The organism is Rhizobium sp. PK7-22 (assembly GCF_056530405.1).
On sequence record NZ_CP096514.1, the window covers coordinates 844731 to 870622 of the forward strand.

A 25892-nucleotide genomic window follows, 5' to 3' on the forward strand; every position below is an offset into this window, starting at 1 on the left:
TGGATGACCGGCTTGCGCCTTTATGATAACCACGCCCGCAAATTCAGGACAAGAGACAGAAGGACAAGCCATGTCGCATGGTGTTGCGTTGAAGCCGGCCCGCTCGCTGAAATCCGCCGATCTGAAGGGCACCGTCCGCATTCCGGGCGACAAGTCGATTTCGCACCGCTCCTTCATGTTCGGGGGCCTGGCCTCCGGCGAAACCCGCATCACCGGCCTCCTGGAAGGCGAGGACGTCATCAACACCGGCAAGGCCATGCAGGCCATGGGCGCCAAGATCGAGAAGGTCGGCGCCGAATGGATCATCCAGGGCACTGGCAACGGCGCGCTGCTGGCGCCGCAGGCGCCGCTTGATTTCGGCAATGCCGGCACCGGCTGCCGCCTGACCATGGGCCTCGTCGGCGTCTATGACTTCGATTCCACCTTCATCGGCGATGCCTCGCTTTCCAAGCGCCCGATGGGCCGCGTGCTCGCGCCGCTGCGCGAGATGGGCGTGCAGGTCACGGCCGCCGAAGGCGACCGCCTGCCGGTGACGCTGCGCGGACCGGCAACGCCGAACCCGATCACCTACCGGGTTCCCATGGCCTCCGCCCAGGTGAAATCCGCGGTGCTGCTCGCCGGTCTCAACACGCCCGGCACCACGACGGTGATCGAGCCGGTGATGACCCGCGACCACACCGAAAAGATGCTGCAGGGTTTCGGCGCCGACCTGACGGTGGAGACGGACGCGGACGGCGTGCGCACCATCCGCCTGCAGGGCCGCGGAAGACTGAGGGGGCAGGTGATCGACGTGCCGGGCGATCCGTCGTCCACGGCCTTCCCGCTGGTCTCGGCCCTGCTGGTGCCGGGCTCGGAGGTGACGATCGAGAACGTGCTGATGAACCCGACCCGCACGGGCCTGATCCTGACGCTCCAGGAGATGGGCGCCGACATCGAGGTGCTGAACGCGCGGCTCGCCGGCGGCGAGGACGTGGCCGACCTGCGGGTCCGCCATTCGCAATTGAAGGGCGTCACCGTTCCGGCCGAACGGGCACCCTCGATGATCGACGAATATCCGGTGCTGGCCGTCGCCGCCGCCTTTGCGGAAGGCACGACCACCATGCTCGGTGTCGAGGAACTGCGCGTCAAGGAATCCGACCGGCTGTCGGCCACCGCCGAGGGCCTGAAGCTGAACGGCGTCGATTGCGACGAGAGCGAGGATAGGCTCACCGTGCGCGGCCGCCCGGGCGGCAAGGGTTACGGCAATGCGGCGGGAGAGGCGGTCGCCACCCACCTCGATCACCGCATCGCCATGAGCTTCCTGGTGCTCGGCCTGGTGTCGGAACATCCGGTGACGGTCGACGACGCCGGCATCATCGCCACCAGCTTCCCCGAGTTCATGGATCTGATGGCCGGCCTCGGCGCCCGGATCGAGGCGGTCGAGAGCAGGGCGGCCTGATGGGATTCGTCATCGCCATCGACGGACCCGCCGCGGCGGGAAAGGGTACCCTGTCTCGGCAGATCGCCGAGACCTACGGCTTCCACCATCTCGACACCGGACTGACCTATCGGGCGACCGCCAAGGCGCTGCTCGACGCCGGCCTGCCGCTGGATGATGAGGACGTGGCCGAGAAGATGGCCCGCGAGGTCGATCTCGGCGGGCTCGACCGGTCGGTGCTGTCGCGCCACGAGATCGGCGAGGCGGCGTCGCGGATCGCCGTCATGCCCGCGGTGCGGCGCGCCCTGGTGGAGGCGCAGCGGGCATTCTCAGAGCGCGAGCCGGGCACCGTCCTCGACGGCCGCGATATCGGCACCGTCGTCTGCCCGTCATCGCCGGTGAAACTCTATGTCACGGCCTCTCCCGAGGTGCGGGCGCGACGGCGCTACGACGAGATCGTCGAAGGCGGCAAGGAGGCGGATTTCGAGGCCATTTTCGCCGATGTGCGCAAGCGCGACGAGCGCGACATGGGCCGCGCCGACAGCCCCTTGAAACCGGCGGCCGATGCACACTTGCTAGATACCTCGGAAATGAGTATAGAGGCCGCGTTTCAAGGCGCGAAGACCATCATCGACGCTGCCCTGAAGAAAGCTTGATGGCCTTCCGGTTTTGTCCGGGCGTCATCCTATCTCGTAAGCCAGTCCTAGCGCCGGATAGCCTCCAAAGATGAGGCGGGCTTGGCTTCGAGCATCTTTAACGCGAACCACCGGCGCATACGTGTCCGCAAGGGCACTCTCAGGAGATTTCATGTCACTATCTAACCCAACGCGGGATGACTTCGCAGCTCTTCTCGAAGAATCCTTTGGTCATACGGATCTGGCCGAAGGCTATGTCACGAAGGGCATCGTCACCGGCATCGAGAAGGACATGGCCGTCATCGACGTCGGCCTCAAGGTCGAAGGCCGCGTGCCGCTGAAGGAATTCGGCGCCAAGGGCAAGGACGGCTTGCTCAACGTCGGCGACGAAGTCGAGGTCTATGTCGAGCGCATCGAAAACGCGCTGGGCGAAGCTGTTCTGTCGCGCGAGAAGGCTCGCCGCGAGGAAAGCTGGGTCAAGCTCGAAGTCAAGTTCGAAGCCGGCGAGCGCGTCGAAGGCGTTATCTTCAACCAGGTCAAGGGTGGCTTCACCGTCGATCTGGATGGCGCCGTTGCCTTCCTTCCGCGTTCGCAGGTCGACATCCGTCCGATCCGCGACGTCACCCCGCTGATGCACAACCCGCAGCCCTTCGAAATCCTCAAGATGGACAAGCGCCGCGGCAACATCGTCGTTTCGCGCCGTACGGTGCTCGAAGAGTCCCGTGCCGAGCAGCGCTCTGAAATCGTTCAGAACCTCGAAGAAGGCCAAGTTGTCGACGGCGTCGTCAAGAACATCACCGACTACGGTGCGTTCGTCGACCTCGGCGGCATCGATGGTCTGCTGCACGTCACCGACATGGCCTGGCGCCGCGTCAACCATCCGTCGGAAATCCTGTCCATCGGCCAGTCGGTCAAGGTTCAGATCATCCGCATCAACCAGGAAACCCACCGCATCTCGCTCGGCATGAAGCAGCTCGAGTCGGATCCGTGGGATGGCATCTCGGCCAAGTACCCGATCGGCAAGAAGATCTCCGGTACCGTCACGAACATCACCGACTACGGTGCATTCGTCGAGCTGGAGCCTGGCATCGAAGGCCTGATCCACATCTCGGAAATGTCCTGGACCAAGAAGAACGTACACCCCGGCAAGATCCTGTCGACCACGCAGGACGTCGATGTTGTCGTTCTCGAAGTCGATCCGTCCAAACGCCGTATCTCGCTCGGTCTCAAGCAGACCCTCGAGAACCCGTGGCAGGCATTTGCCTTCAGCCATCCGGCCGGCACTGAAGTCGAAGGCGAAGTCAAGAACAAGACCGAGTTCGGCCTGTTCATCGGCCTCGAAGGCGACGTCGACGGCATGGTCCACCTCTCCGACCTCGACTGGAACCGTCCAGGCGAACAGGTCATCGAGGAATACAACAAGGGCGACATGGTCAAGGCCGTCGTTCTCGATGTGGACGTCGAAAAGGAACGCATCTCGCTCGGCATCAAGCAGCTCGGCAAGGACGCTCTCGGCGACGCTGCAGCTTCGGGCGAACTGCGCAAGAACGCTGTCGTCTCGTGCGAAGTCACGGCCGTCAACGACGGTGGCCTTGAAGTGAAGCTCGTCGCTCACGACGACATCACCTCCTTCATCCGCCGCAACGACCTGGCACGCGATCGCGACGATCAGCGTCCGGAGCGTTTCTCGGTTGGTCAGGTTTTTGACGCCCGCGTCACGAACTTCTCCAAGAAGGATCGCAAGGTCATGCTGTCGATCAAGGCTCTCGAGATCGCAGAAGAGAAGGAAGCCGTTGCTCAGTTCGGTTCGTCCGACTCTGGCGCATCGCTCGGCGACATCCTCGGTGCGGCTCTGAAGAACCGCAACACCGACTAATCGCTGTTGCTGACAATAAAGGCCGCCGGATGGATAATCCGGCGGCCTTTTTCGTGCGCGGTTTCGATTATGCCAGGTCGGCCATGCGCCAGTAGAGATTTTCGGCGTGGTCGGCGTGGCCGTCATGGTCCCCGCCGGCTGCATCCCCTTCGCCGCTGCCAGACGCCTCGTCGTCCTCGGCCCCCTGATCGTCTCCCTGGGCATCCTGTTGCGAAGGCCGGTTGCCGCCATCTTCATCGATGGCCGAAACCCGTTCCACGTCGCGCTCCTCTTCCTTCGCCGGCGGCTGCACCGGCGGATAGGCGACGAAGGCCTGAACCAGTCCCTCGCGGGCCATCATCGGCGCCGCCGCAACAAAGGCTGCCGCTTCAAGCGGCGCTTGGGCAAGAGGGGATCGCGTGCCCGCTTCGCCGGCTTCGGCCGTTGGCAGGGGAGGGAGAGTGTCCGCGCCGGCCGCCATGGATGCCCGTGTTGCTTGCAGCCCCTCGAGACCCGCTGTCGTCCGCATCGCATCTGTCCGCAGGACCGCAGGCAAGGCGTCTTCCGCCTCGACCGCTACCGGGGCAGCCGCGAGACTGCCCGGTCCGTCTTCTGTCGCAAGGGGAGGCGCGGTTCCGGCGGGGTCCGCCGCATGGGCGGTCCGATAGAGAACCTCCTGCACGAATCTGTTGCCGGCCTCTTCCGGAACCCGCTGCGCCATTCGGATCAGGGCAGTGGCATCGTAGATCACGGCAGCACCTGCAAGACCGGCCGCTGCCGCAGCCCGTGCGCCGACAGTTGAGGAACCGGGCGCCCCGGTTGAATCAGGCTTCGTGGCGCCCCGTGCCTCGGTGTTTGCCGCTTTTGAAAGGTGCTCCAAGGCATCATCTGCCATGGGCTCCAGGGACGACAGGCCGCCCGGCTGTGCGGGAGGTTTGGCGGCGTCCTGGCCTTGCGCCGCGCCGTCCGACCGCGGCGCCGACCCTGGAGCGTGCGTTGTTGCGGCTTCGTCTGCAACGCTGCCGGGGACTGCGGGCTCAGCGATATTCTCAGCGGCAAGGGTCGCGGTGCCTTGCGTCTGCGCCTGCGAGGAAATCGACCGGCCTCCGGCGGCATCTGGAGGGGTGCCAGCGGCGCTGGACGCAAGGTTGCTGCCTGTCTTGTCCGGCACGCCGCGGTGTTGCGTGTCAGCAGCGCCCGGTGTTCCCGACGCTGAGGCTGCCGGGGGCGCCGTCACCAGATCGGCGGCGGCATTCTGGCGATAGGAGCTGACGACGGCGCGCGCTGCCGGATCGCGACCCGTCAATTGCGCCGTCTCGAGGTAGGCATTGAGACGGGAGGCTTCGGCGCCGAGCGGGTTATTCAGGATGTCCGTCAGCATCCGCAGCGTGATCCCGCGAACGAGCTGGGCGAGGCTCTGCTCCAGCACCGCCCGCTGCGAGGCGGTCAGCGACTTCAGGGCCTCGGCGAGCCGGTGGGCGTAGTCGACCAGGCTCTCGCCTTCCCGCCGGCTGATCTTCAAATAGCCGCCGACCGCTTCGGCGAAGACGGACAATCCCTGAGCCAGCTGCATTTGACCCGACAGCGAGAGGATGTCGATCCGCCCGCCGCTCAGGAGGTTCGTCGGCAGTGGAAGCGAGGGGTTGCTGTTGGCGATGCCCAGGGCGACTTGCGCCGGAACAGCCGGCCGTGCGGCTGTCTGGTAATCGATGGAAGCGCCCGAAACGGCGCTGAGGGGCGGCAGCATGACCTGCTCCATGTCTTCGCGTTGGCAAGACAGTCCGGCTACAGCGGTTGGAGCTCCCAGCGTTTCGCGCTGCCACCGCGACGCCTCATGGCGTCACAAATGCCGAATGATTGGTTAGGTTGCCCGACAAAGGTTAACAAACCGCTAAGACGGGTTGTCAGTCGGAGGAAACGGGGCGTGGGTGCTCAGGCCGGGGCCTCGCCGCCAACCCAGGCATCAGGCTGCGAGCTTTTGCTTGAGCAACTCGTAGAGCCCGATGTCGTCGACGGAAATGGCCAGGATAGGCATCTCGCCCTCCGCCAGCGCCTCGGCCGCCATCTCTTCCGTGGCCTCGGCGTTCACCTCTGTGATGTCCTCCCCATCGCCGGGTGCGACATCGCCGGATGCTGGAATATCGTCAGGCTCGACCGCTGCCGTACCCCCGGTGACGGCTTCCGTGTCCCTGGCCTGCTCGACGGTCGCGCCGAGAAGCAGGATCATGTCAGCCCCGGCAGTGTCGGAGGCAGACGTTCCCTCGGGGATCGCACCCTTGACCGCCTTGTCGTTGTTCTCCTTGACCGCGTCCTGCATCTCCTGGACGTCCTCGAGCTTTCCGGCCGCCTCCAGCGCCTGGATATCGTCCCTGCGCTCGGCACGAGTCTCGGCGTCCTCGACGCGCGCGGGATCATAGCCCTGCGGACCGAGCTTCAGCTCTTCCAGCGTCTTCGGGTCCGCCACGTTCTCGAGGCGCTGAATGACGCGATCAACGTCGAAGCCCGCCTTGCCGCCATTGGCGACCTTGGTTAGACCGTCCATCAGCCGGACATTGTCATCGCCGTAGGGGTTCTTGATTGCGGCGATCACGGTGGCGAGCGACACGCCGGCAGCTTCCAATCCGAGGTCTTCCTCAAGCTGCTTGATTTGCGTGCTGTCGAGGCTCTTGGCCGCCTCCTCGAGGGCCTTGCCGAGCGAGTAGTTCGACCGCTTTTCGTCCAGGTCGATGCCAAGCTTCGCGGCCAGCCGTTCGATCAGCTGCATCTTCAATTCGTTGGGGTCGACGTTGTTGATGCTGAACAGCGCCTCGGCAATCTTGCCCTCGGACCGCTTGGCTTCCGCGCTGGCGCTCATGCGCGCCTCGGCGACCGGATCCTTCTTGGTTCCGGTGGCCTTTTCCTCATCCTGCTTGCGCCGGTCCTCGATGGTATCGAGGGCCGATTGCATCAGGTTGATTGCGGCCAGCCCGAAAGCCGCCTGCGTCGGAAGTACCATGGTCTCGCCCACCCCAGACATTCGCGTCGAAGCCTAAGGGGAGCCGCTTAATCGGACGTTAACCCGGAGCGGCAGGATGCCACTGCCCCGGATCTGTGGTCAGCTGTGGGCGAAGATATCGGTTTCTTCCCAGCCGAGAAGGTCGAGCTTGGCGCGGGTCGGCAGGAACTCGAAGCAGGCGGTGGCCATCTCCATGCGACCGTCGCGCTTCAGGCGCTCGGTGAGACGGGCGGAAAGCGCATGCAGGTGAAGCACGTCCGAGGCCGCATATTCCAGCTGCGCCGGGGACAGGATCGCCGCCGCCCAGTCCGATTGCTGCTGCGCCTTGGAAACGTCGATGTCGAGCATTTCCTTCAGATTGTCCTTCAGTCCGTGCCGGTCGGTATAGGTGCGCGCCAGACGCGATGCAATCTTCGTGCAGAAGACCGGCGTGGTGGTGACGCCGAAGGTATGGAAGAGAACGGCGATGTCGAACCGGCCGTAATGAAAGATCTTGCTGCGCGATGTGTCTGCCAGCAGCGCCACGAGGTTTGGCGCCTCCTTCTGCCCGGCGGCAATGCGGATCACGTCGGCCGTGCCGTCGCCCGGCGAAAGCTGCACGACGCAGAGTCGGTCACGGCGCGGGACAAGTCCCAGCGTCTCGGTATCGATGGCGATCGCCCCGGTGTAGCGGGCGGCGTCTGCCTGGGAAATATCACCTTCGTGGTAGCGAATGCTGCTCATCGTCTGCCTCTTTGTTTGTCGGTGACGGCATGACACAGAGCCCGCTTCGCGGCAAGCACGGCGATGAAAGCGGCAAATTCACGATGACATAGATGAAGCTTTGCGCCCCGCGCATTGCTGCATTGCAACAGGTCCTCTTGGCAACCGGATGGGTGGGGCATATATCTGTCTCATCGAAGCGACGCACTCCTCCTCCCAGCGTCGTGAGATGAGATCGGCAATCTCCTCCTCCTCCCAATTGCCGATCAAGTTTAAAGCCCGACGCACCTCCTCCCGCGTCGGGCTTTTTCCGTTCTGGGGCCTGTTGTCCTTTACGCTGAATCTGTCGATAGTCGCGGCTGCTTCTGGCGTGATTGGCCCGAGATGGCGAGCGTACGCCATCGCTAGCCCGCTTCGGGCCGCACCCGTCCTGTTCAGCGATGAATCAATCAGTCACACAACTTGCATCGCCGCCGCAGTGATGATGGGCCTAAAAGAGCGGTTTTCCGTAACTCTCCGGCATGGTCGTCCGGCTCATTCACATCTCAGGCCTTGATCCAAATACCTGGGTGCACCGGCAGGCGGCGCCGGGATCGGTGACGCCCGCTTCACGGCGGAGACGATGTAGCTGTCGATCGCCGAATTTCCCGAAGACCGGGACAGCGACACATTGGTGATATTGCCGTTGCCATCGAAGCTGAAGCGAACGGCCGCCAGGCCGGTGTCGTTACCCGGGCAGCGGCGGGCATTGCGGGCAATCTTGGCCTGCACCTTGGACTTCCATCGGGCCGGCGAAACCGAAGGCGTGGAGGTTCCCTGTGACGTCTGCGTTGCCGCCGTACGATCCGCCTTCTGCGTCTGCAGCTTCGCCTTCTGCGACGCCTTGGCCGCCTGCGGCTGCGGTTTCGCCCGATTGGGCGGCTCCTTCTTCGGCTCCGGCGGCGGCGGAGGACGCATGATCGGCAGCGGCACCTCGACGTTGTCGAGCGCCGCGATCATCTGCTGCTCAATCGGATCGATCTCTTCCACGGGTTCCGGGGCTGGCTCGGGAATGGACTCGGTCACTTCCGGCTCCGGCTGTTCGATCGGTTCAGGCTCGACAATCTCGGGCTCCGGTTCAACGGGATCCGGCTCCGCGACGTCTTCCGGTGGCGGAGGCTCGACCGGCTCGGGCAGCGGCTCCGGAAGCGGGTCTTCCACGGGCTCGATCTGCCGACTGGCGATCTCCTGCGACTCCACCTCCTCCGTCGATACCTGATCTTCCTCGGTGTTCTCGGCCACCGGTTCGGCAGCAAGATCGATCATGATGGCGGCGGGCGGTCCTTGGTCGGCTGGCGCAGAGGGCTCCTGCTTCAACAGCACCGCGGCCGCGGCGAGATGGGCCGTCAGCACGACGATGCCGGCCGTGGACCATAGCGCCATTTCGCCGAACCGGCCGGCACGGCTGGATCGGGGTGTCGTGAAGGTCATGGACTACTCCCGGCGGCAGGACCGGTGGTAGCCGCGCCGGCGGCCGGGGCCGCAGCAGGGGCGGCAGGCACGCCTTCGAGCCCAACAAGCGCGATCTTCAGGTATCCCGAGTCCCGCAGGAGATTCATGACCTCCATGAACTGGCCGTATTCGATGGCCTTGTCGGCACGCAGGAAGATCCTGGTATCCTTGTTGCCTTCCGTCACACGCTCCAGGGTGGACGGCAGCTGCGCCCGGTCGATCGGGTCGTTGCCGAGGTTGATGCCGAGGTCCTCCGTCACGGTGAGGTAGAGAGGCTCGTCGGGGCGCTCTGCCGGCTGGGCGGTGGAGGCGGGAAGGTCGACGTTCACATCCACGGTGGCAAGTGGCGCCGCGACCATGAAGATGATCAGCAGCACCAGCATCACGTCGATGAAGGGCGTGACGTTGATCTCGTGGTTCTCGGAGAGCTCGTCACCGGAATTTTCGCGAATACCGCCGGCCATGGATCATTCTCCCGCGACGAGGGATACGGGTGCCTTGCGGCTGCCCGGGGGCACCTTGCGAAAGTCCAGATCTCGGCTGACCAGCCGCTCGACGCCGGCTGCGGCATCGGCCAGCAACTGGCGATAGCCGGTGATGGAGCGGGCAAAGACGTTGTAGATGACGACAGCCGGAATGGCCGCTACCAGGCCGATGGCAGTGGCAAGCAACGCTTCCGCGATCCCCGGTGCCACGACGGCGAGGCTGGTGGACTGGGATTCCGAAATCCCGATGAAGGAATTCATGATACCCCAGACGGTGCCGAACAGGCCGACGAAGGGTGCCGTCGAGCCGATGGTGGCAAGCATCCCGGTGCCGCGCGACATGCGGCGGCCGGCAGCCGACTCGATGCGGCCGAGGGCGGAGGAGACCCGCTCCTTGACGCCGCCGTTGTCGGCGTGATCGAGAGCGGCTTCCGAGAGGCGCACCTCGTCGGCGGCAGAGCGCAGCATCAGCGCCGCCGGCCCGCTGCGCTGGCCGATGCCGCCGACAGCCTCGGAGAGTGTTGCGGAATTGCGGATCACCTTCAGCGTGCGGCCGACACGGGCACGGGCGCCGGCAAGCTCGAGTGTCTTCGCCAGCCAGACCGTCCAGGTGATGAGCGAGGCGATGGCGAGACCGATCATCACCCCCTTGACCACCCAGTCCGCGGCCATGAACATGCCCCAGGGCGACAGGTCATGTGGAATGTCGGTACGCTGGCCGGACGGCAGCAGCTGCTCCAGCATGGTCGGCTCTTCTGTGGCCGGTTCGTCCGGGACCGGCTGCTCCGGCGCGGCCTGCGTGATCGTGGGCGCCACCGGCTCTGCGGGCGCCTCCAATGTGTCCGGCTGTACAACTGGGGCAATGGGGGCGACTGCGCCGGGAACCTCTGGTGCCGGCGCAGGCTGGGCTGGCTGTGCTGCTGTGGGCGCGCCACCGGTCTGGGCTTGCGGTGCAGGGACCCCGGCTGGGGCTGGCTGTTGGGCGAATGCCATCCCGGGCGCCGTGGCCAGCGCACTCAACATCACCGCGGCAAGAGGGGCGGCGAGAGAGAGGGAGCGGCAACGCAGGTAGAAGGTGGGGGCGGTGGCGGTCGGCATGGTTGCGGCTCTCCGGATGCGCGAGCTTTGCCACCTATCAAGCGGAAAGCTCCGACGACTGTCGCAGCCGGATTGCTCCCGGCCCCGATCACGAGCCTTCGATAATAAACATGACTGCACTTGGCAACAATTAAATCCTGAGCCGCGGCATCAGATTTGCATCATCAACCGCAGCCTGGAGCATCAGGAAGGTGAGGCCGGCGCAATCGGCCGACCGCCGACATGCGTTGGTGACGGATTGATGGGACGCCTGCCGGTCAGCGGGCGAGCCAGCCCCCATCCACCGGCATGACGACGCCGTGGACATAGTCGGAAGCCGGGGAGGCGAGGAAGACGGCGGCGCCGCCGATTTCCTCCGGACGGCCCCAGTGACCGGCCGGGATACGCGCCAGGATGGCGGCATTGCGGTCATCGTCGTTGCGCAACGCTTCGGTGTTGTTGGTCTCGAAGTAGCCGGGCGCGATGGCGTTGACGTTGATGCCCTTGCCGGCCCATTCGCAGGCAAGCAGGCGCGTCAGCCCCGCAAGGCCACTCTTCGACGCGGTGTAGGAAGGAATGCGGATGCCACCCTGGAAGGACAGGAGCGAGGCGATATTGATGATCTTGCCCGGTCGTTCTTCGGCGATGAGATGACGGGCGAAGGCCTGCGAGAGAAAGAACACAGATTTCAGGTTGACGTCCATCACCGCATCCCAGTCGGCTTCGGAGAAATCGACGGCGTCGGCGCGACGGATGATGCCGGCATTATTGACCAGAACGTCGGCGCGGCCCGACCAGGCCAGCACCTGGTCGATCACGTCCTGGACGGGGGCGATGGTGGAAAGGTCGGCCTTGATCGCGAGGGTGCGGCCACCGCCGGCGGATGCGATCGCCTCTTCCGTCTCGGCCATGGAGGAGCGGCCGACGAGGGCCACATCGGCGCCGGCACCGGCGAGGGCGACCGCAATGGCCTGTCCCAGTCCGGTGTTGGCACCGGTCACGATGGCGGTCTTGCCGCCGAGATCGAATGAAATGGTCACGTGTCGCTCCTCCCAGGATGTGTGTGACAAGAAAAAGCCGCCGGAAATTTCTCTCCAGCGGCTCCTGATACTGTTTCCGGTCGCTTAGAGCGTCCGGGTGATGTGTTCCACGCGGAAGCACTCGATGGTGTCGCCGGCGCGAATATCCTCGTAGTTCTCGAAGGCCATGCCGCACTCCTGTCCCATGGGCACTTCGTTGACTTCGTCCTTGAAGCGCTTGAGCGTCTTGAGCTTGCCTTCGTGGATGACGACGTTGTCGCGCACCAGGCGGACACCGGCTCCACGTTCGACCTTGCCTTCGATGACGCGGCAACCCGCAACCTTGCCGGTCTTGGTGATGTTGAACACCTCGAGGATCTCGGCATTGCCGAGGAAGGTCTCGCGGCGCTCCGGCGACAGCAGGCCGGACATGGCCGCCTTCACGTCGTCCACCAGATCGTAGATGATGTTGTAGTAGCGGATCTCGATGCCCGAACGTTCGGCAAAGGTGCGAGCCTGTGCGTTTGCGCGGACGTTGAAGCCGATGATCGCGGCGTTGGAGGCCTCGGCGAGCGAGATATCCGATTCCGTGATTCCGCCGGCACCGGAGTGCACGATACGGGCGCGGACTTCGTCGGTGCCGAGCTTGTCGAGCGCGCCGATGATGGCTTCGATCGAGCCCTGCACGTCGCCCTTGATGAGCAGCGGGAACTCCTTAAGGCCGGAGGCCTGCAGCTGGCTCATCATCTGTTCGAGCGAACCGCGCGAGCCGGACTGGCGGGCAGCCGCCTTGTCACGGGTGAGGCGCTGGCGATACTCGGAGATCTCGCGAGCACGGCTTTCGCTATCGACGACCGCAAAGCGATCGCCGGCAGAGGGTGTGCCCGAAAGGCCGAGAACCTCGACCGGTGTTGCCGGACCGGCTTCCTTGAGCTGCTCGCCCTTGTCGTCGACGAGGGCACGAACACGGCCCCACTGGTCGCCGGCAACGAGGATCTGACCCGGCCGCAGGGTACCCTTCTGGACCAGGACAGTGGCCACCGGACCGCGACCGCGGTCGAGCTGGGCCTCGATCACCATACCTTCGGCCGTCCGGTTTGGATTGGCCTTCAGGTCGAGGATTTCGGACTGCAGCAGGATTGCCTCGAGCAGCTTGTCCAGGTTGGTGCGGTTCTTGGCGGAGACCTCGACGTCGAGGACTTCGCCACCCATGGATTCCACGAAGACTTCGTGCTGCAGCAGCTGCTGGCGAACCTTTTCCGGGTTGGCCGTCGGCTTGTCGATCTTGTTGATCGCCACGATGATCGGCACACCGGCCGCCTTGGCGTGGTTGATGGACTCGATCGTCTGGGGCATCACGCTGTCGTCGGCTGCCACCACCAGGATGGCGATGTCGGTAGCCTGCGCACCACGGGCACGCATGGCCGTGAAGGCGGCGTGGCCGGGGGTGTCGATGAAGGTGATCTTCTGGCCGTTCTGCTCGACCTGATAGGCACCGATGTGCTGGGTGATGCCACCGGCTTCGCCGGAGACCACGTTGGCATGGCGGATCGCGTCGAGAAGCGAGGTCTTGCCGTGGTCGACGTGGCCCATGATGGTCACGACCGGCGGGCGCGACACCATTTCGCCGGCGTCGTCGGAGACGTTGAAAATGCCTTCCTCGACGTCGGATTCCGAAACGCGTCTGACCGTATGACCGAATTCCACGGCAATCAGTTCCGCCAGATCGGCGTCGATGACGTCGCCCGGCTTCATCATCTGGCCTTCCTTCATCAGGAACTTGATCACTTCGACGGCGCGTTCCGACATGCGCTGCGACAGTTCCTGAATGGTGATGGTCTCAGGCAGGATGACTTCGCGCATGACCTTTTCACGCGGTTCCTGCATCTGGCTGCGGCGGAACTTTTCCTGCCGGCGGCGCATAGCCGAGAGCGAGCGACCGCGTGCCGGGCCGCCTTCCTCGTCGACGCTGACCGTCGTGACCGTCAGCTTGCCGCGACGACGTTCGTCTTCCGTCTTCGGGCGAGCAGGAACCTTGGCAGGTGCCGGTGTGGCAACGCGGCCACGAACCGGAGCACCACGTGGCGGGCCACGATCGTCGTCTTCTTCGCCGCCCTTGCGGCCACGGCCGAGGACCGGCTGTGCCGGGGCACCAGGCTGGGTACGGGTGACGGCCGGACGTGCGGCGCCGGGACGGTCCGCTGCCGGAGCGGCAACGGGTGCCGGCGCTTCTTCCGGAGTCGGCTCGACCGGTGCCGGTTCTGCCGCACGGCGGGCAGCCTCAGCGGCTTCCTCGACCTTGCGACGCTCGTCTTCGACCTTGCGGCGCGCTTCGTCCTCGACGCGCTGCTTGGCTTCGATCACTTCGCGCGCCTGCGCCTCCACAAGTGCGCGGCGACGCGCATCCATTTCGCTGGCCGAGAGGTCGTGCAGGACGGTGCCACGTGGGCGCTCCGGCTGGCGTGGCTGCGGTGCCGAGGGTGCGGGGCGCTGGCTCTGGGCGCCGGGACGCTGCTGACCATAAGAGGATGGACGCTGGCCTTGTGGCGCAGGACGCTGACCCTGCGGTGCCGGGCGCTGGCCTTGCGGCGCAGGCTGCGGGGCACGGGCGACCGGTGCCTGGGCCGGCTGCGGCGGACGTGGAGCCTGAACTACCGGCTCTGCAGCGGCCTGAGGTGCAGCAGCGACGGGCGCAGGTGCCTGAGCGGCTGCCGGTGCTGCCACAGGTGAGGCCGGCGCTGGTGCTGGCGCGTTGAAGACAGGCTTGTCGTCTTCCGGGCGGATCGGGCGGCGCTTGCGGGTTTCGACCACAACCGCCTTGGTGCGGCCACGCCCCATGTCCTGGCGCACGGTCCCCTGGCTCACTCCTGAGGGTTTCAGGGTGAGGGTCTTCTTAACCCCAAGCGTCTTGTCGTCTTTGTTGTCGGTCATTCCGGTCCTGTTCCTTCGAACGAGGACGGATGGCGACATCAGACCTCGTCTATCAATACATGTCTCTCGGTACGGCGGCCGGCTGGTGCCGGTGGCCGCGTCATAGGTTTGGCCGGCGGGCGCCGCCAACTGCTCCAGACTGACCGGCACCGCGGTACTTATCGAGCATTGTTGCGCGCTTCACTACACCGTCACCCGCCTGCCCTGCAAGCGCGCAGGCATGGATAAACGCATTCTGGCCCATCAGGTCGTCCATTTCCGCGCTCGTGAAGAACGAAAAGGACGGTATGTCTTCTTCGGCATTGCTGCCGAACTTCCAGGCCTTTCTCGCCTGGTCTATCTTGCGGACACCGTCGGCTGCCGCATCCACCGCATGGAACACCGCAAGCGCCGCGCCTGAGCGGACTGCAGCATCCACCTTCGTCGCGCCACTGATGAACTGGCCAGCCTTGCGCGCCATGTTCATCATGCCGACGAGGTCGGCCGCAATTAGCCGGTCGACGAGGGCGCCAAGATCCGGGTCCGCCGTCACGTCCCGCTTCAGTGCGCGCGCAAATATCTTGCGCTGAACGGCACGATCAACGAGCGCCCGGTCGACCTTGACCCAGCATCCCCGTCCGGGAAGCTGCCGCTTCAGGTCCGGCACCACCTGCCCGTCAGGGCCGGCGACGAAGCGGATCAGGCCTTCCGGCGCCTCCGCTTCGCGTGTGACGATGCAGGTACGGTCGTTCACGGGGAAGTCCCCATCATCGTCCGGCTCCTGCGTTAGACCTTCGGGCATCATTCTTCGGCGACGGCTTCCGCCTCCTCGACTTCTTCAGTCTGTTCGGCGGCCAGGTCTTCTTCGGTGATCCACCCGGCCATCAAACGCGCCTGGACGATCATGGTTTCCGCCTCGGTGCGCGAGACGTCGAACTTGGAGAACAGACCCTCGAACTTCTTCGTCTCGCCGTCCTTGCGCTCGCTCCAGCCGACCAGGTCGTCTGCGGCGCAGCCGGCAAAGTCTTCCACCGACTTGATGCCGTCCTCACCAAGCGCGACCAGCATCTGGCCAGTGAGACCGTCGATCTGGCGCAGCTCATCCAGAACGCCCAGTTCCCTGCGCTTGGCATCCATCTCGGCTTCGATCTTCTCCAGGAACTCGCGGGCGCGGGTCTGGATTTCCTGCGCCGTATCCTCGTCGAAGCCCTCGATCGAGGCGATTTCGTCGAGTTCGACATAGGCCAGTTCCTCGACGGCTGCGAAGCCTTCCGAGGCCAGTACCTGGCCGACCATCTCGTCGACGTCGAGTGCATCCATGAACAGGTTGGTGCGCTCGTTGAATTCCTTCTGGCGGCGCTCGGATTCTTCGGCTTCCGTCAGGATGTCGATATCCCAGCCGGTGAGCTGCGAGGCGAGGCGCACGTTCTGGCCGCGACGACCGATGGCCAGCGACAGCTGTTCGTCAGGAACGACGACTTCGATGCGCTCGGCATCTTCGTCCAGAACGACCTTGGCGACTTCTGCCGGCTGCAGGGCGTTGACGATGAACGAGGCCGGATCGTTCGACCATGGAATGATGTCGATCTTCTCGCCCTGCAGTTCGCCGACGACCGCCTGGACGCGCGAACCGCGCATACCGACGCACGCGCCGACGGGATCGATCGACGAGTCGTTGGAGATGACGGCGATCTTGGCACGCGAACCGGGGTCGCGGGCAACCGAGCGGATCTCGATGATGCCGTCGTAGATTTCAGGCACTTCCATGGTGAAGAGCTTCACCATGAACTGCGGATGGGTTCGGGACAGGAAGATCTGCGGGCCGCGTTGTTCGCGGCGCACGTCGTAGACATAGGCACGCACGCGGTCGCCGTAGCGCATGGTTTCGCGCGGGATCATCTCGTCGCGACGGATGATGCCTTCGCCGCGGCCGAGGTCGACGATGACGTTGCCGTATTCGACGCGCTTGACGGTACCGTTGATGATCTCGCCGACGCGGTCCTTGAACTCATCGAACTGGCGGTCGCGCTCGGCTTCACGCACCTTCTGGACGATCACCTGCTTGGCGGACTGGGCCGCGATACGGCCGAAATCCATGGGCGGCAGCGGATCGGCGATAAAGTCGCCGAGCTTGGCGTCGACGTTACGGTCGCGGGCAAGCTCCAGAGCGATCTGGGTGCCGTAGTCCTCGACCTGTTCGACCACTTCGAGCAGGCGCTGCAGGCGAATCTCGCCGGTCTTGGAGTTGATGTCGGCGCGGATGTTCGTTTCCGAACCGTAACGGGAGCGCGCCGCCTTCTGGATGGCGTCGGCCATCGCGGCCAGCACGATCTCGCGGTCGATGACCTTTTCGCGTGCCACTGCATCCGCAATTTGCAGAAGCTCAAGCCGGTTTGCACTCACTGCCATTGTCGTTCGTCTCCGTCAGTCGAAAGGTTTCCGGCCTCTGCGGGCCGATCAATCCATTGCTATTCGTCGTCTTCTTCGCCGTTCTGGTTGGCGGCCTGGGCCTTGGCGAGCTTGTCGGCCCGCAGCGCGTCCCGGATCAGATCGTCCGTCAGGATCAGCTTGGCTTCCGAGAGCGCCGTGAACGGGATGGTGACGCTCGGCGCTTCGCCGTATGCCACCTGATCGCGCTCGATCGTAAAGCCCTCATCATTCGTCTCGGCGATCTTGCCGCGGAACCGCTTGCGATTGTCGACCATGATCGAGGTCTCGCATTTCACGATATGGCCATGCCAGCGGGTGAAATCGGACTTGCGCACCATCGGGCGGTCGATCCCCGGGGACGATACCTCGAGATGGTATGCCTTATCTACCGGATCTTCCACGTCGAGAACAGGCGAAATCGCCGTCGACACCTTTTCGCAGTCCTCGACGGTCATGGTCGCGTCGTCGCGCTCTGCCATCACCTGCAGCGTTAGGCCGTTCTGGTTCAGCAGCCGCACGCGGACCAGGCGATAGTCCATGGAAACGAGAACCGGATCGATGATCTCGGCAATCCGGAGCTCTACTCCGGTCTCGACAATGATGCGCGGTTCTTTTTCGGTCTGCGACATGAAGTGGTTCCGACATTCCGGCTCCAGGTGAGCCTGTGGTTTGTCGATCGCCTAACAAAAAAGAGCGGGTCCCGGTCAGGCCCCACCCTTCATCAAACGATCAAGAATATGATTTGCATATACGCGCTGTGGCTGGAGTTTGCAAGTCTTTGGTAAGGATGCCCCTTCGGACTGGCTTCCGGGCAGAGCCGCTCTATACTCATGAGCGAACTGACGCAGCCAAGTTGGAATACGCGTGATAGCCCCCTCATCGCCCTTTGCCCCCTTGCGCCACCACAACTATCGCAACATGTGGTTGGCGAGTCTTGCCTCCAATCTCGGCGGACTGATCCAGGCTGTCGGGGCGGCCTGGATGATGACGGCGTTGACGAGTTCGGAAAATCTGGTGGCGCTGGTGCAGGCCTCCACGGCGCTGCCGATCATGCTGTTCTCCGTCGTCTCCGGGGCGCTGGCCGACAGCTTCGATCGCCGCAGGGTGATGCTGACCGCCCAGTTCCTGATGCTGACGGCGTCGATCCTGCTGGCCTTCTTTGCCTGGTCCGGCTGGCTGACGCCCTGGCTGCTGCTCAGCTTCACCTTCGTGATCGGCACCGGAACGGCGCTCCACAATCCCTCCTGGCAGGCGTCTGTGGGAGACATCGTCCCGCGGATCGATCTTCCGGCGGCCGTCTCTCTCAACAGCGCCGGATTCAACATCACCCGCAGTGTCGGCCCGGCGCTCGGCGGTGTCATCGTGGCGGCGGCCGGCGCGGCCGCGGCCTTCGCCATCAACGCGCTCAGCTATTTTTCGCTGATCTACGTGCTGCTGCGCTGGGAGCCGAACTTTCCGAAGAACCCGCTGCCGCGGGAACGGCTGGCCGGAGCGGTCTTCGCCGGGCTCCGCTATGTCTCGATGTCACCGAACCTCGGGAAGGTCATCCTGCGGGCCTTCCTCTTTGGCGTGTCTGCGGGCTCGGTCCTTGCACTCCTGCCGATCGTCGCCCGCGACATTCTTGAGGGCGGCCCGCTCACCTACGGCATCATGTTCGGCGCTTTCGGCGTCGGCGGCATCGTCGGGGCCTTCCTGAACGCCCGCATCCGCGAATGGCTGAAGAGCGAGCAGATCGTCCGCACCAGTTTCGCCGGCTTTGCGCTGAGCGCTGCGGTCATCGGAACCAGCACGAGCACGGTCGTCACCTTCCTCGCCCTGGTTCTGGCCGGCGTCTGCTGGGTGGTGACGCTCTCGCTTCTCAACACCGTGGTGCAGCTCTCAACGCCGCGCTGGGTGGTCGGACGGGCCCTGTCGCTTTACCAGACGGCGGCTTTTGGGGGCATCGCCGCCGGCAGCTGGCTCTGGGGTTCCTGGGCCGAAGCCATCAGCCCGTCTTCGGCGCTGGTCGCCTCCAGCCTCCTGATGCTCGGTGGTGCTGCCGTCGGCCTGCGCCTGCCGATGCCGGACTTCCAGTCGTTGAACCTCGACCCGCTGAACCGCTTCGTCGAGCCGGCGCTCGGGCTGGAGATCCAGCCTCGCAGCGGCCCGATCGTGATCCAGATCGACTACGAGATCCACGACGAGGACCTGATGGAATTCCTGTCGCTGATGGCCGAACGGCGGCGCATCCGCCTGCGCGACGGCGCCCGCAACTGGGCGCTGATGCGCGACCTGGAGATCCCCGAGATCTGGACGGAGACCTACCACGTGCCGACCTGGGTGGAATACGTCCGTCACAACCAGCGCCGCACCCAGGCGGATGCGGAGACGACCGACCGGATCCTGGCTCTACACCGCGGCGACAAGGTACGCGTCCACCGCATGATCGAGCGGCAGGCAATTCCGGCAACGCGCGACGACGTCTTCCACCAGCCGCATATCGATCCGCACTGACGCTCGCTATCTCAGCCGGGCTTTGAGCGAAGCATCGGGAAAGCAGGTCGGCGGCAGGCCGTTCTTCGCCTGCCAGTCGCCCAACGAACGCCGGGTCTTGTAGCCCGCCAAGCCGTCCACGGTGCCGACGTCGTAGCCCTGGGCGACGAGCGCCTTCTGCATGGCGAGCACATCCGACCGCAGCATCTTGCCGACATTGCCCCATGTCGCCTGGAAGGCGCCGCTGCCATAGGCGATCCGATCGGCGAGGTTGCCGATGAAGAGCGCGTAGAGGTCGGAGTTGTTGTACTGCTTGATGACGTAGAAGTTCGGCGTGACGATGAATTCCGGGCCGTGACGCCCGGCGGGCACCAGCATCATCCCCTCGGCTCTCTGTTCGGCGTCGGGGAAGGGGCGCCCGGAGATGCGTCCGATGCCCGACGCCGCCCAGGCGGAGATCGGCTTTGCCAGATCCGGCCCTTCCTGTGCGCAGGAGACGCCAGCGGGGATAGTGACCTCGAAGCCCCAGTCGCGTCCGCGCTGCCAGCCCTCCTGCGCCAGGTAGTTGGCGATGGAGGCCAGCGAATCGGGCACCGAGTTCCAAATGTCGCGGCGGCCGTCGCCATCGAAATCCACGGCGTATTTCAGGTAGCTGGAGGGCAGGAACTGCGGCTGGCCCAAAGCGCCGGCCCAGGATCCCATCATCCGTGCCGCGGAGATGTCGCCGCCCTCGATCATGTGCAGGGCCGCGATCAGTTCCGAGCGGAACATGTCCCGGCGCGTCGACATGAAGGCCTTCGTTGCCAGCACCTCGATCGCGGGATGCGGGAGCTTGGCGCGTCCGAAGCCGGATTCGCGGCCCCAGACGGCGACGATGATCTCGCCCGGCACGCCATAGGTGGCCTCGATCCGCTGGAGCGTCGCCGCATGCTGGGCCGCAAGGCTGCGCCCCGTGGCGGCCAGCCCCTGCAGTCGGTTCTCGGCAAAATAGGCGCCGGGTGACGAGAACTCCGCCTGGCTCTGGTTCTGCTGCCGCGGCGGCGTGCTTCCCGGCGGCACCAGATCCGGCAGGTCCCAGTCGAGCGACACGCCGTTCAGGGCGGCCCTCAGCGTCCCGTCGGAAATGCCGCTGCGCTTGGCCTCGGCCGCAAGATCGCCGGCGATCCATCGCTGGAACTGGTTTTCTACCTCCGCTCGCGATGCAGCGGTCGCCGGAAGCGGAAGCAGGGCGAGCAGGACGGCGAACGCCCGGATAAACTTGCTCATGGGGTCTCCTCAGATCACGGTTCGGGCGCGCAATGCAGCCGTCAATGTTCCCTCGTCGAGATAGTCGAGCTCGCCGCCCACCGGGACCCCGTGCGCAAGCCGCGTGATCTTGATCTCCAGACCGGCCAGCTGGTCGGTTATATAGTGGGCTGTGGTCTGCCCCTCGACGGTCGCATTTACGGCGATGATGATCTCCTTGATGCCGCCCTCCTGCACCCGGTCGATCAGTCCGCGGATGTTGAGATCGTCGGGGCCGATCCCGTCGAGCGGCGACAGCGTGCCGCCGAGCACATGGTAGGCCGCGTTCATCGCGCCGGCCCGCTCCAGCGCCCAGAGGTCGGAGACATCCTCGACGACGATGATCATCGTCTGGTCGCGCCGGGTATCGGTGCAGACGGTGCAGGGGTCGACCGTATCGACATTGCCGCAGCGCGAGCAGACCTTGACCTTGTCGTAGGCGTCGCCCATCGCCAGCCCCAGAGGGCCGAGCAACTGCTCCTTCTTCTTGATCAGGTGAAGGGCGGCGCGGCGGGCGGAGCGGGGCCCAAGGCCCGGCACTTTTGCCAGCAGCTGGATGAGTTTCTCGATTTCGGGACCGGTCACGCGTTTTGCCATGCGGGGCTTTTAGCTGATAACTTGCCGGAACGGAATCGCCCGAAAGGCCGCATTGATGAAACTCACCGCCATTTGTCTCGGACGTCCGGAGGTTCTGCCCGGCAAGAGCTACAAGACCGGGATCAACAAGACGGCGCTCAATGTGCCGATCGTGGTGGATGCGGAGGGGCTGGTGGGCGATGCGGTCTGCAACCGCAAGCATCACGGCGGGCCGGATCAGGCCGTCCTGCTGGAGGGCTCGCTGACATTGGACTGGTGGGCCGCGGAGCTCGGGCGCGATCTGCCGCCCGGCTTGTTCGGCGAAAACCTGGTCGTCGAAGGTCTCGACAACCGGGAGGTCTCGGTGGGAGACCGCTTCCACTTTGAAGGCGGCGTCGTGCTGGAGGCAAGCTCCGCCCGGATACCCTGCGCCACTTTCGCCGCCAAGATGAGCGACCCGATGTTCGTCAAGCGCTATGCCGCCGCCGGCCGTCCCGGCATCTACTGCCGCGTCCTGCAGAGCGGCATGCTTGCCGCAGGCGAAGCCGTTCGCTGGGAGCCCTATGACGGTGAACGGGTGCTGATGCCGGAAGTTCTGGCGACTTTTGGCCGAAAGATGCCGGCCGACGTGCGCGACCGCTTCATGGCCGCACCCATTGCCAGCCGTTTGCGAACCCTGGTGGAGGCCGCCTGAGGCGCCTTTAGAACGGCAGCTTCATGCCGGGCGGGATCGGCAGGCCGGCCGTCAGGTCCTTGGTCATCTCGGCCGCGGCCGTTTCCGCCTTGCCCTTGGCGTCCTGATGGGCCGCAACCACGAGGTCCTCGAGGATCTCCACGTCTTCTTCCTTGAAGAGCGACGGATCAATCTTGACGCCGAGCATTTCGCCCTTGCCGTTCAGGCGCACGGTCACGAGGCCGCCGCCGGACTTGCCTTCGACTTCGAGGGCGGCGATGTCTGCCTGCACCTTCTCCATCTTGGCCTGCATTTCCTTGACCTTGCCCATCATGCCCATGATGTCGCGCATCGGGATATCCTTCTCTTACAATTCGATGTCGTCGCCGGGCAGGATGTCCCCCTCGGCGGATTCGGCCGCAGCCGGTGGCACAACGTCACCCTCTTCGATCTCGTCTTCGGTCACACGGATGCGCACATCGGTGATGCGTGAGCCCGGGAACTGCGCCAGGATGGCGGCCACGTCCGGATCGGCCCGCGCATCGGTGAGCCTTGCCTCCCGAGCAGAATTGTCGGCTTCGACAAGCGTCGGTTCGCCCGCTTCCTTGCTCAGGCTGACGATCCAGTGGATGCCGGTCCATTCCTTGAGCTTGACGCCGAGTTCGCCCGGCAGCGTGCCGGGGCCGCCCTCGGTCATGCGGATCTCGAGACGGCCGGGATCGATCTTCACCAGCCGCACGAAGTTGCGCACCAGAGCCTTCAGCTTGGCGTCGCGGTTCTTGGCGCAGAGGTCGACGATGTCCTGGATGGAGTTGACCGCCACCTTCGGCGCCGGCTTGTCGGCAGGCTGGGCCTCGGTGCGGCCGACCGGCATGACATGCGCTTCCGGGGTCGGAACGGTCTTCAGCATGGCCGTCGGCCCGCCGTTGCCGCGTTGCGCCGAGGGCATGGCCATGGGCTGCGCCGTCAGCGAAGGCGGTGCGGCAAGCTGGGCCCGGGCGCCGCCGCCGTTGGCGGGGGGTGAAGCCGATCCGCGCGCCTCTCCATTGCTGAAGTCGCTCAGCCGCCGGGCGGCATCCTCCGGTGGCGGCAGATGCGCGGCATGGCTGAGCCGGATCAGCACCATTTCGGTGGCGCCGGCAGGGCGTGAGGAATTCTCGGCTTCGGGAATGCCCTTGAGCAACATCTGCCAGATCCTGGACAGCGTGCTGACCGCCACGGCATTGGCGAATTCTTCCCCGCGCACACGCTCGACCTCGCTCAGCGAAGGGTCCTGCGCGGCTTCCGGAATATATTTGAAGCGGGTCACGAGATGCGTGAAGTCGGCGAGATCGCTCAGCACCACCACCGGGTTGGCGCCTGCCTGGTACTGGATGGCGAATTCGGAGAGCGCCGCCGCGACATCGCCCCGGACGATATGTTCGAAAAGATCGACGATCCGCGCCCGGTCGGCGAGGCCCAGCATGCTGCGCACGGTCTCCGCCTCGACACTGCCGCCGCCGTGGGCGATCGCCTGGTCGAGCAGCGACAGGCCGTCGCGCGCAGACCCTTCCGCAGCACGGGCGATCATCGACAGGGCCTCCGGCTCCGCGGCAATGCCCTCCATCTTGGCAATGGTCGAAAACAGGTGGACGAGGTCGGCGGCACTGATGCGGCGCAGGTCGAATCGCTGGCAGCGCGACAGGACGGTGATCGGCACCTTGCGGATCTCGGTGGTCGCGAAGATGAACTTCACATGCTCCGGCGGCTCTTCCAGCGTCTTCAGCAAGCCGTTGAAGGCCTGCGTCGAGAGCATGTGGACTTCGTCGATGATATAGACCTTGTAGCGCGCCGAAACCGGGCGATAGCGCACCTGCTCGATGATCTCGCGGATATCGTCGATGCCCGTGTGCGAGGCGGCGTCCATCTCGATGACGTCGACATGGCGACCGTCCATGATCGCCTGGCAGTGTTCGCCCGGGATGCGCAGGTCGATCGTCGGCCGGTCGATGTCGTCCGTCTTGTAATTGAGCGCGCGGGCCAGGATGCGGGCAGTGGTCGTCTTGCCGACGCCGCGAACGCCCGTCAGCATATAGGCCTGCGCGATGCGCCCGGTCTCGAAGGCGTTGGTGAGCGTGCGCACCATCGGCTCCTGGCCGACCATCAGGTCGGAGAAGTCCTTGGGGCGGTACTTCCGCGCCAGAACGCGGTAGCCGCTGCCTGGGGGTGGAAATGCCGTCGAGGTGGGGCCGGTGTCGTTCATGAGTCCTGCCAGCCTGCGCGGGCCGTTCCAGCCTCTTGACCGGACCGGAAGCTGACCAAGATGGTAGAAGGTGGGAGGCTGGCACGGTGACCCGTGCCGGGCTCGTTAGGGCTGCTTCCTTCCGGACCTGACCCGGTTGGCGAGTGGCTCGTCCACCACCAACCTCCCGCCGCACATATCGGCGATTACGCTCGCAAATGCAAGCGAAGCCTGTAAAAAACTGCTAGGCTTTAGAGAGAGGAGAACGGACGTTGAAGGATTTTGCGCTGGACGAGAGGCTCGAGCGGGATTCGGAACGGGTGACTGTCCTGGGTCTTTGCCAGCTGCGCCTGATGAAGGACAGCCGCTGGCCGTGGATGATGCTGGTGCCGCAGCGGCAAGGCATCAGCGAGATCTTCGAACTCACGCCGCTCGATCAGACGCTGTTGACCTTCGAGACCAATTCCGTGGCCGCCGCTTTGAAGAAAGCAACCGGCGCCGGCAAGATCAACGTCGGCGCGCTGGGCAATATCGTCGGGCAGCTGCACGTTCATATCATTGCGCGACAGGAAGGCGATCCGAACTGGCCGGGTCCGATCTGGGGCTACGGCAGCGCCGAGCCCTACGCCGACGACGCAAAGAAGCAGGACCTCCTCAAGAAACTGGTTGAAGCCCTCTGACATGACTGCATCCCTTTTTGCCACCGACACCCCACACCCTGAACCAAGCCGCCTCACGGCCTTTGCGGGCAACACGCTCGACAGGCAGTCGGAATATCGCGACGAGGGCTGCCTCGAAGCGGCTTTGAAGGTCGAGGGCACCCACATTCTCGCCTTCACCGGCAGCCGGCTGATCCTGAAGCACGACGGCCTGATCCTCGATCCCCTTTTTGCGGCTTACGAACTGCCGGAACTGCAGCCGGATCTGGAAAATGCGGTCCTTTTGGGCTACCGCGAGAACGGCGAACCGCGCATCGCGGTCCCCGTGGGCATTCCCCCTGAAGAGCTCGCGGCGCATTTCAAGCCCACCGAGGCGCGCGCGCTCTTTCGCGACGGCCTGCTGGACGAGGAGCTCCTCGGCGAGGCGGCGCAGGGAGTGGCCCTCATCAACTGGAACGCCGGCAATCGTTTCTGTGGCAAGTGCGGCGGAAAAACCGAAAGCCGGATCGGAGGCTATCGCCGCGTCTGCACCGCCTGCGAGAACATGACCTTTCCCCGCACCGATCCCGTCGTCATCATGCTGACGGTGGACGAGGAGCAGGACCGATGCCTGCTCGGGCGCAGCCATCATTTCCAGGAGGGCATGTATTCCTGTCTGGCGGGCTTCGTCGAACCGGGCGAGACCATCGAGCATGCGGTGCGTCGGGAAACTTTCGAGGAGGCCGGCATTCGCACCGGGCGCGTCCGCTACCACGCCTCGCAGCCCTGGCCGATGCCGCATTCGCTGATGATCGGCTGCTTTGCCGAGGCGGCGTCGACCGAGATCAAGATCGACGAACAGGAAATCGCCGACTGCCGCTGGTTCTCCCGCGAAGAGGTGGCGCGCATCCTGGAGGCTCAGCCGGGTGACGGCACCACCTTCGCTCCGCCGGCCGGCGCCATTGCGCACCGCCTGATCCGCGACTGGATCGACTGGCCACGCTAGGCCGGT

General features: G+C 64.9%; 22 protein-coding genes and 1 other RNA gene. 7 read left to right on the forward strand and 16 right to left on the reverse strand.

Features of this window, described 5'->3' with window-relative positions:
* Positions 1-70 precede the first annotated feature (70 nt).
* From aroA to rpsA, 3 genes are all read left to right on the forward strand, one after another.
* On the forward strand, positions 71-1438 hold the full coding sequence (gene aroA / locus M1E10_RS08755) for a 3-phosphoshikimate 1-carboxyvinyltransferase (protein WP_499175968.1): 1368 nt from the start codon (positions 71-73) through the stop codon (positions 1436-1438).
* Complete coding sequence (cmk, locus tag M1E10_RS08760) at positions 1438-2073, forward strand: (d)CMP kinase (protein WP_499175969.1); 636 nt, start codon at positions 1438-1440, stop codon at positions 2071-2073. The genes aroA and cmk overlap by 1 nt, the downstream gene beginning before the upstream one ends.
* A 151-nt stretch (positions 2074-2224) precedes the next feature.
* Positions 2225-3928, forward strand: a complete 1704-nt coding sequence (gene rpsA, locus M1E10_RS08765) for a 30S ribosomal protein S1 (protein WP_499175970.1) — start codon at positions 2225-2227, stop codon at positions 3926-3928.
* 67 nt (positions 3929-3995) lie between these two features.
* Here the strand turns inward: rpsA and M1E10_RS08770 are convergent, their stop codons facing one another.
* From M1E10_RS08770 to rimP, 11 genes are all read right to left on the reverse strand, one after another.
* Entirely contained in the window at positions 3996-5654 is a 1659-nt protein-coding gene (locus M1E10_RS08770; protein WP_499175972.1) for a hypothetical protein, read from the reverse strand.
* Between the two features lie 216 nt (positions 5655-5870).
* Positions 5871-6902, reverse strand: a complete 1032-nt coding sequence (locus M1E10_RS08775) for a hypothetical protein (protein WP_499175973.1) — start codon at positions 6900-6902, stop codon at positions 5871-5873.
* Between the two features lie 99 nt (positions 6903-7001).
* Entirely contained in the window at positions 7002-7625 is a 624-nt protein-coding gene (locus tag M1E10_RS08780; RefSeq protein WP_499175974.1) for a ribonuclease D, read from the reverse strand.
* Between the two features lie 513 nt (positions 7626-8138).
* Positions 8139-9074, reverse strand: a complete 936-nt coding sequence (locus M1E10_RS08785; RefSeq protein ID WP_499175975.1) for a TonB family protein — start codon at positions 9072-9074, stop codon at positions 8139-8141.
* Positions 9071-9559, reverse strand: a complete 489-nt coding sequence (gene exbD, locus M1E10_RS08790) for an ExbD/TolR family protein (RefSeq protein ID WP_499175976.1) — start codon at positions 9557-9559, stop codon at positions 9071-9073. The genes M1E10_RS08785 and exbD overlap by 4 nt, the downstream gene beginning before the upstream one ends.
* Before the next feature lie 3 nt (positions 9560-9562).
* Entirely contained in the window at positions 9563-10678 is a 1116-nt protein-coding gene (gene exbB, locus M1E10_RS08795) for a tonB-system energizer ExbB (protein WP_499175977.1), read from the reverse strand.
* A gap of 257 nt (positions 10679-10935) precedes the next feature.
* Positions 10936-11697, reverse strand: coding sequence for a Rossmann-fold NAD(P)-binding domain-containing protein (kduD, locus tag M1E10_RS08800; RefSeq protein ID WP_499175978.1), 762 nt, complete (start codon positions 11695-11697; stop codon positions 10936-10938).
* 84 nt (positions 11698-11781) lie between these two features.
* Positions 11782-14607 carry a translation initiation factor IF-2 gene (infB, locus tag M1E10_RS08805; RefSeq protein WP_499175979.1) on the reverse strand — a complete coding sequence of 942 codons (2826 nt, stop codon included), beginning with the start codon at positions 14605-14607 and terminating at the stop codon, positions 11782-11784.
* Between the two features lie 100 nt (positions 14608-14707).
* Positions 14708-15391 carry a YlxR family protein gene (locus tag M1E10_RS08810; RefSeq protein WP_499175980.1) on the reverse strand — a complete coding sequence of 228 codons (684 nt, stop codon included), beginning with the start codon at positions 15389-15391 and terminating at the stop codon, positions 14708-14710.
* Complete coding sequence (nusA, locus tag M1E10_RS08815) at positions 15388-16995, reverse strand: transcription termination/antitermination protein NusA (protein WP_499175981.1); 1608 nt, start codon at positions 16993-16995, stop codon at positions 15388-15390. The genes M1E10_RS08810 and nusA overlap by 4 nt, the downstream gene beginning before the upstream one ends.
* 59 nt (positions 16996-17054) lie before the next feature.
* Positions 17055-17645: a ribosome maturation factor RimP gene (gene rimP, locus M1E10_RS08820; protein WP_499175982.1), complete on the reverse strand. Its 591-nt coding sequence runs from the start codon at positions 17643-17645 to the stop codon at positions 17055-17057.
* Positions 17646-17934: 289 nt separating this feature from the next.
* Here rimP and M1E10_RS08825 point away from each other — a divergent pair, with 289 nt between their 5' ends.
* Positions 17935-19509, forward strand: coding sequence for an MFS transporter (locus tag M1E10_RS08825; protein ID WP_499177127.1), 1575 nt, complete (start codon positions 17935-17937; stop codon positions 19507-19509).
* A 6-nt stretch (positions 19510-19515) separates the two neighbouring features.
* Here M1E10_RS08825 and M1E10_RS08830 read toward each other — a convergent pair whose 3' ends face one another.
* A complete protein-coding gene (locus M1E10_RS08830; RefSeq protein ID WP_499175983.1) occupies positions 19516-20754 on the reverse strand; it encodes a lytic murein transglycosylase in 1239 nt (412 codons plus the stop codon).
* 9 nt (positions 20755-20763) lie between these two features.
* Positions 20764-21369, reverse strand: a complete 606-nt coding sequence (recR, locus tag M1E10_RS08835; RefSeq protein ID WP_499175984.1) for a recombination mediator RecR — start codon at positions 21367-21369, stop codon at positions 20764-20766.
* A 55-nt stretch (positions 21370-21424) separates the two neighbouring features.
* On the opposite strand from recR, the gene M1E10_RS08840 reads away from it, so the two are divergent.
* Positions 21425-22042: an MOSC domain-containing protein gene (locus M1E10_RS08840; RefSeq protein ID WP_499175985.1), complete on the forward strand. Its 618-nt coding sequence runs from the start codon at positions 21425-21427 to the stop codon at positions 22040-22042.
* Between the two features lie 7 nt (positions 22043-22049).
* Here the strand turns inward: M1E10_RS08840 and M1E10_RS08845 are convergent, their stop codons facing one another.
* From M1E10_RS08845 to ffs, 3 genes are all read right to left on the reverse strand, one after another.
* Positions 22050-22373, reverse strand: a complete 324-nt coding sequence (locus tag M1E10_RS08845) for a YbaB/EbfC family nucleoid-associated protein (protein ID WP_499175987.1) — start codon at positions 22371-22373, stop codon at positions 22050-22052.
* A 15-nt stretch (positions 22374-22388) separates the two neighbouring features.
* Positions 22389-24263, reverse strand: a complete 1875-nt coding sequence (locus M1E10_RS08850; protein WP_499175988.1) for a DNA polymerase III subunit gamma/tau — start codon at positions 24261-24263, stop codon at positions 22389-22391.
* 70 nt (positions 24264-24333) lie between these two features.
* Positions 24334-24430, reverse strand: an RNA gene (ffs, locus tag M1E10_RS08855) — signal recognition particle sRNA small type.
* Between the two features lie 84 nt (positions 24431-24514).
* Here ffs and M1E10_RS08860 point away from each other — a divergent pair.
* Together M1E10_RS08860 and nudC are read left to right on the forward strand one after the other, a co-directional pair.
* Positions 24515-24922, forward strand: a complete 408-nt coding sequence (locus tag M1E10_RS08860; protein WP_499175989.1) for an HIT family protein — start codon at positions 24515-24517, stop codon at positions 24920-24922.
* A 1-nt stretch (position 24923) separates the two neighbouring features.
* The gene (gene nudC / locus M1E10_RS08865) at positions 24924-25886 is read left to right on the forward strand and encodes an NAD(+) diphosphatase (RefSeq protein WP_499175990.1); all 963 of its coding nucleotides are present in this window, start codon (positions 24924-24926) and stop codon (positions 25884-25886) included.
* Positions 25887-25892 lie beyond the last annotated feature (6 nt).

Coding starts and splice junctions, on each gene's coding strand:
- M1E10_RS08830 (WP_499175983.1), bottom strand. CDS start 20,754: ATGAGCAAGTTTATCCGGGCGTTCGCCGTCCTGCTCGCCCTGCTTCCG.
- M1E10_RS08770 (WP_499175972.1), bottom strand. CDS start 5,654: ATGCTGCCGCCCCTCAGCGCCGTTTCGGGCGCTTCCATCGATTACCAG.
- exbB (WP_499175977.1), bottom strand. CDS start 10,678: ATGCCGACCGCCACCGCCCCCACCTTCTACCTGCGTTGCCGCTCCCTC.
- M1E10_RS08845 (WP_499175987.1), bottom strand. CDS start 22,373: ATGCGCGACATCATGGGCATGATGGGCAAGGTCAAGGAAATGCAGGCC.
- M1E10_RS08775 (WP_499175973.1), bottom strand. CDS start 6,902: ATGGTACTTCCGACGCAGGCGGCTTTCGGGCTGGCCGCAATCAACCTG.
- M1E10_RS08810 (WP_499175980.1), bottom strand. CDS start 15,391: ATGATGCCCGAAGGTCTAACGCAGGAGCCGGACGATGATGGGGACTTC.
- M1E10_RS08780 (WP_499175974.1), bottom strand. CDS start 7,625: ATGAGCAGCATTCGCTACCACGAAGGTGATATTTCCCAGGCAGACGCC.
- M1E10_RS08850 (WP_499175988.1), bottom strand. CDS start 24,263: ATGAACGACACCGGCCCCACCTCGACGGCATTTCCACCCCCAGGCAGC.
- rpsA (WP_499175970.1), top strand. CDS start 2,225: ATGTCACTATCTAACCCAACGCGGGATGACTTCGCAGCTCTTCTCGAA.
- M1E10_RS08785 (WP_499175975.1), bottom strand. CDS start 9,074: ATGACCTTCACGACACCCCGATCCAGCCGTGCCGGCCGGTTCGGCGAA.
- M1E10_RS08825 (WP_499177127.1), top strand. CDS start 17,935: ATGTGGTTGGCGAGTCTTGCCTCCAATCTCGGCGGACTGATCCAGGCT.
- exbD (WP_499175976.1), bottom strand. CDS start 9,559: ATGGCCGGCGGTATTCGCGAAAATTCCGGTGACGAGCTCTCCGAGAAC.
- infB (WP_499175979.1), bottom strand. CDS start 14,607: ATGACCGACAACAAAGACGACAAGACGCTTGGGGTTAAGAAGACCCTC.
- cmk (WP_499175969.1), top strand. CDS start 1,438: ATGGGATTCGTCATCGCCATCGACGGACCCGCCGCGGCGGGAAAGGGT.
- M1E10_RS08840 (WP_499175985.1), top strand. CDS start 21,425: ATGAAACTCACCGCCATTTGTCTCGGACGTCCGGAGGTTCTGCCCGGC.
- rimP (WP_499175982.1), bottom strand. CDS start 17,645: ATGTCGCAGACCGAAAAAGAACCGCGCATCATTGTCGAGACCGGAGTA.
- nusA (WP_499175981.1), bottom strand. CDS start 16,995: ATGGCAGTGAGTGCAAACCGGCTTGAGCTTCTGCAAATTGCGGATGCA.
- nudC (WP_499175990.1), top strand. CDS start 24,924: ATGACTGCATCCCTTTTTGCCACCGACACCCCACACCCTGAACCAAGC.
- aroA (WP_499175968.1), top strand. CDS start 71: ATGTCGCATGGTGTTGCGTTGAAGCCGGCCCGCTCGCTGAAATCCGCC.
- recR (WP_499175984.1), bottom strand. CDS start 21,369: ATGGCAAAACGCGTGACCGGTCCCGAAATCGAGAAACTCATCCAGCTG.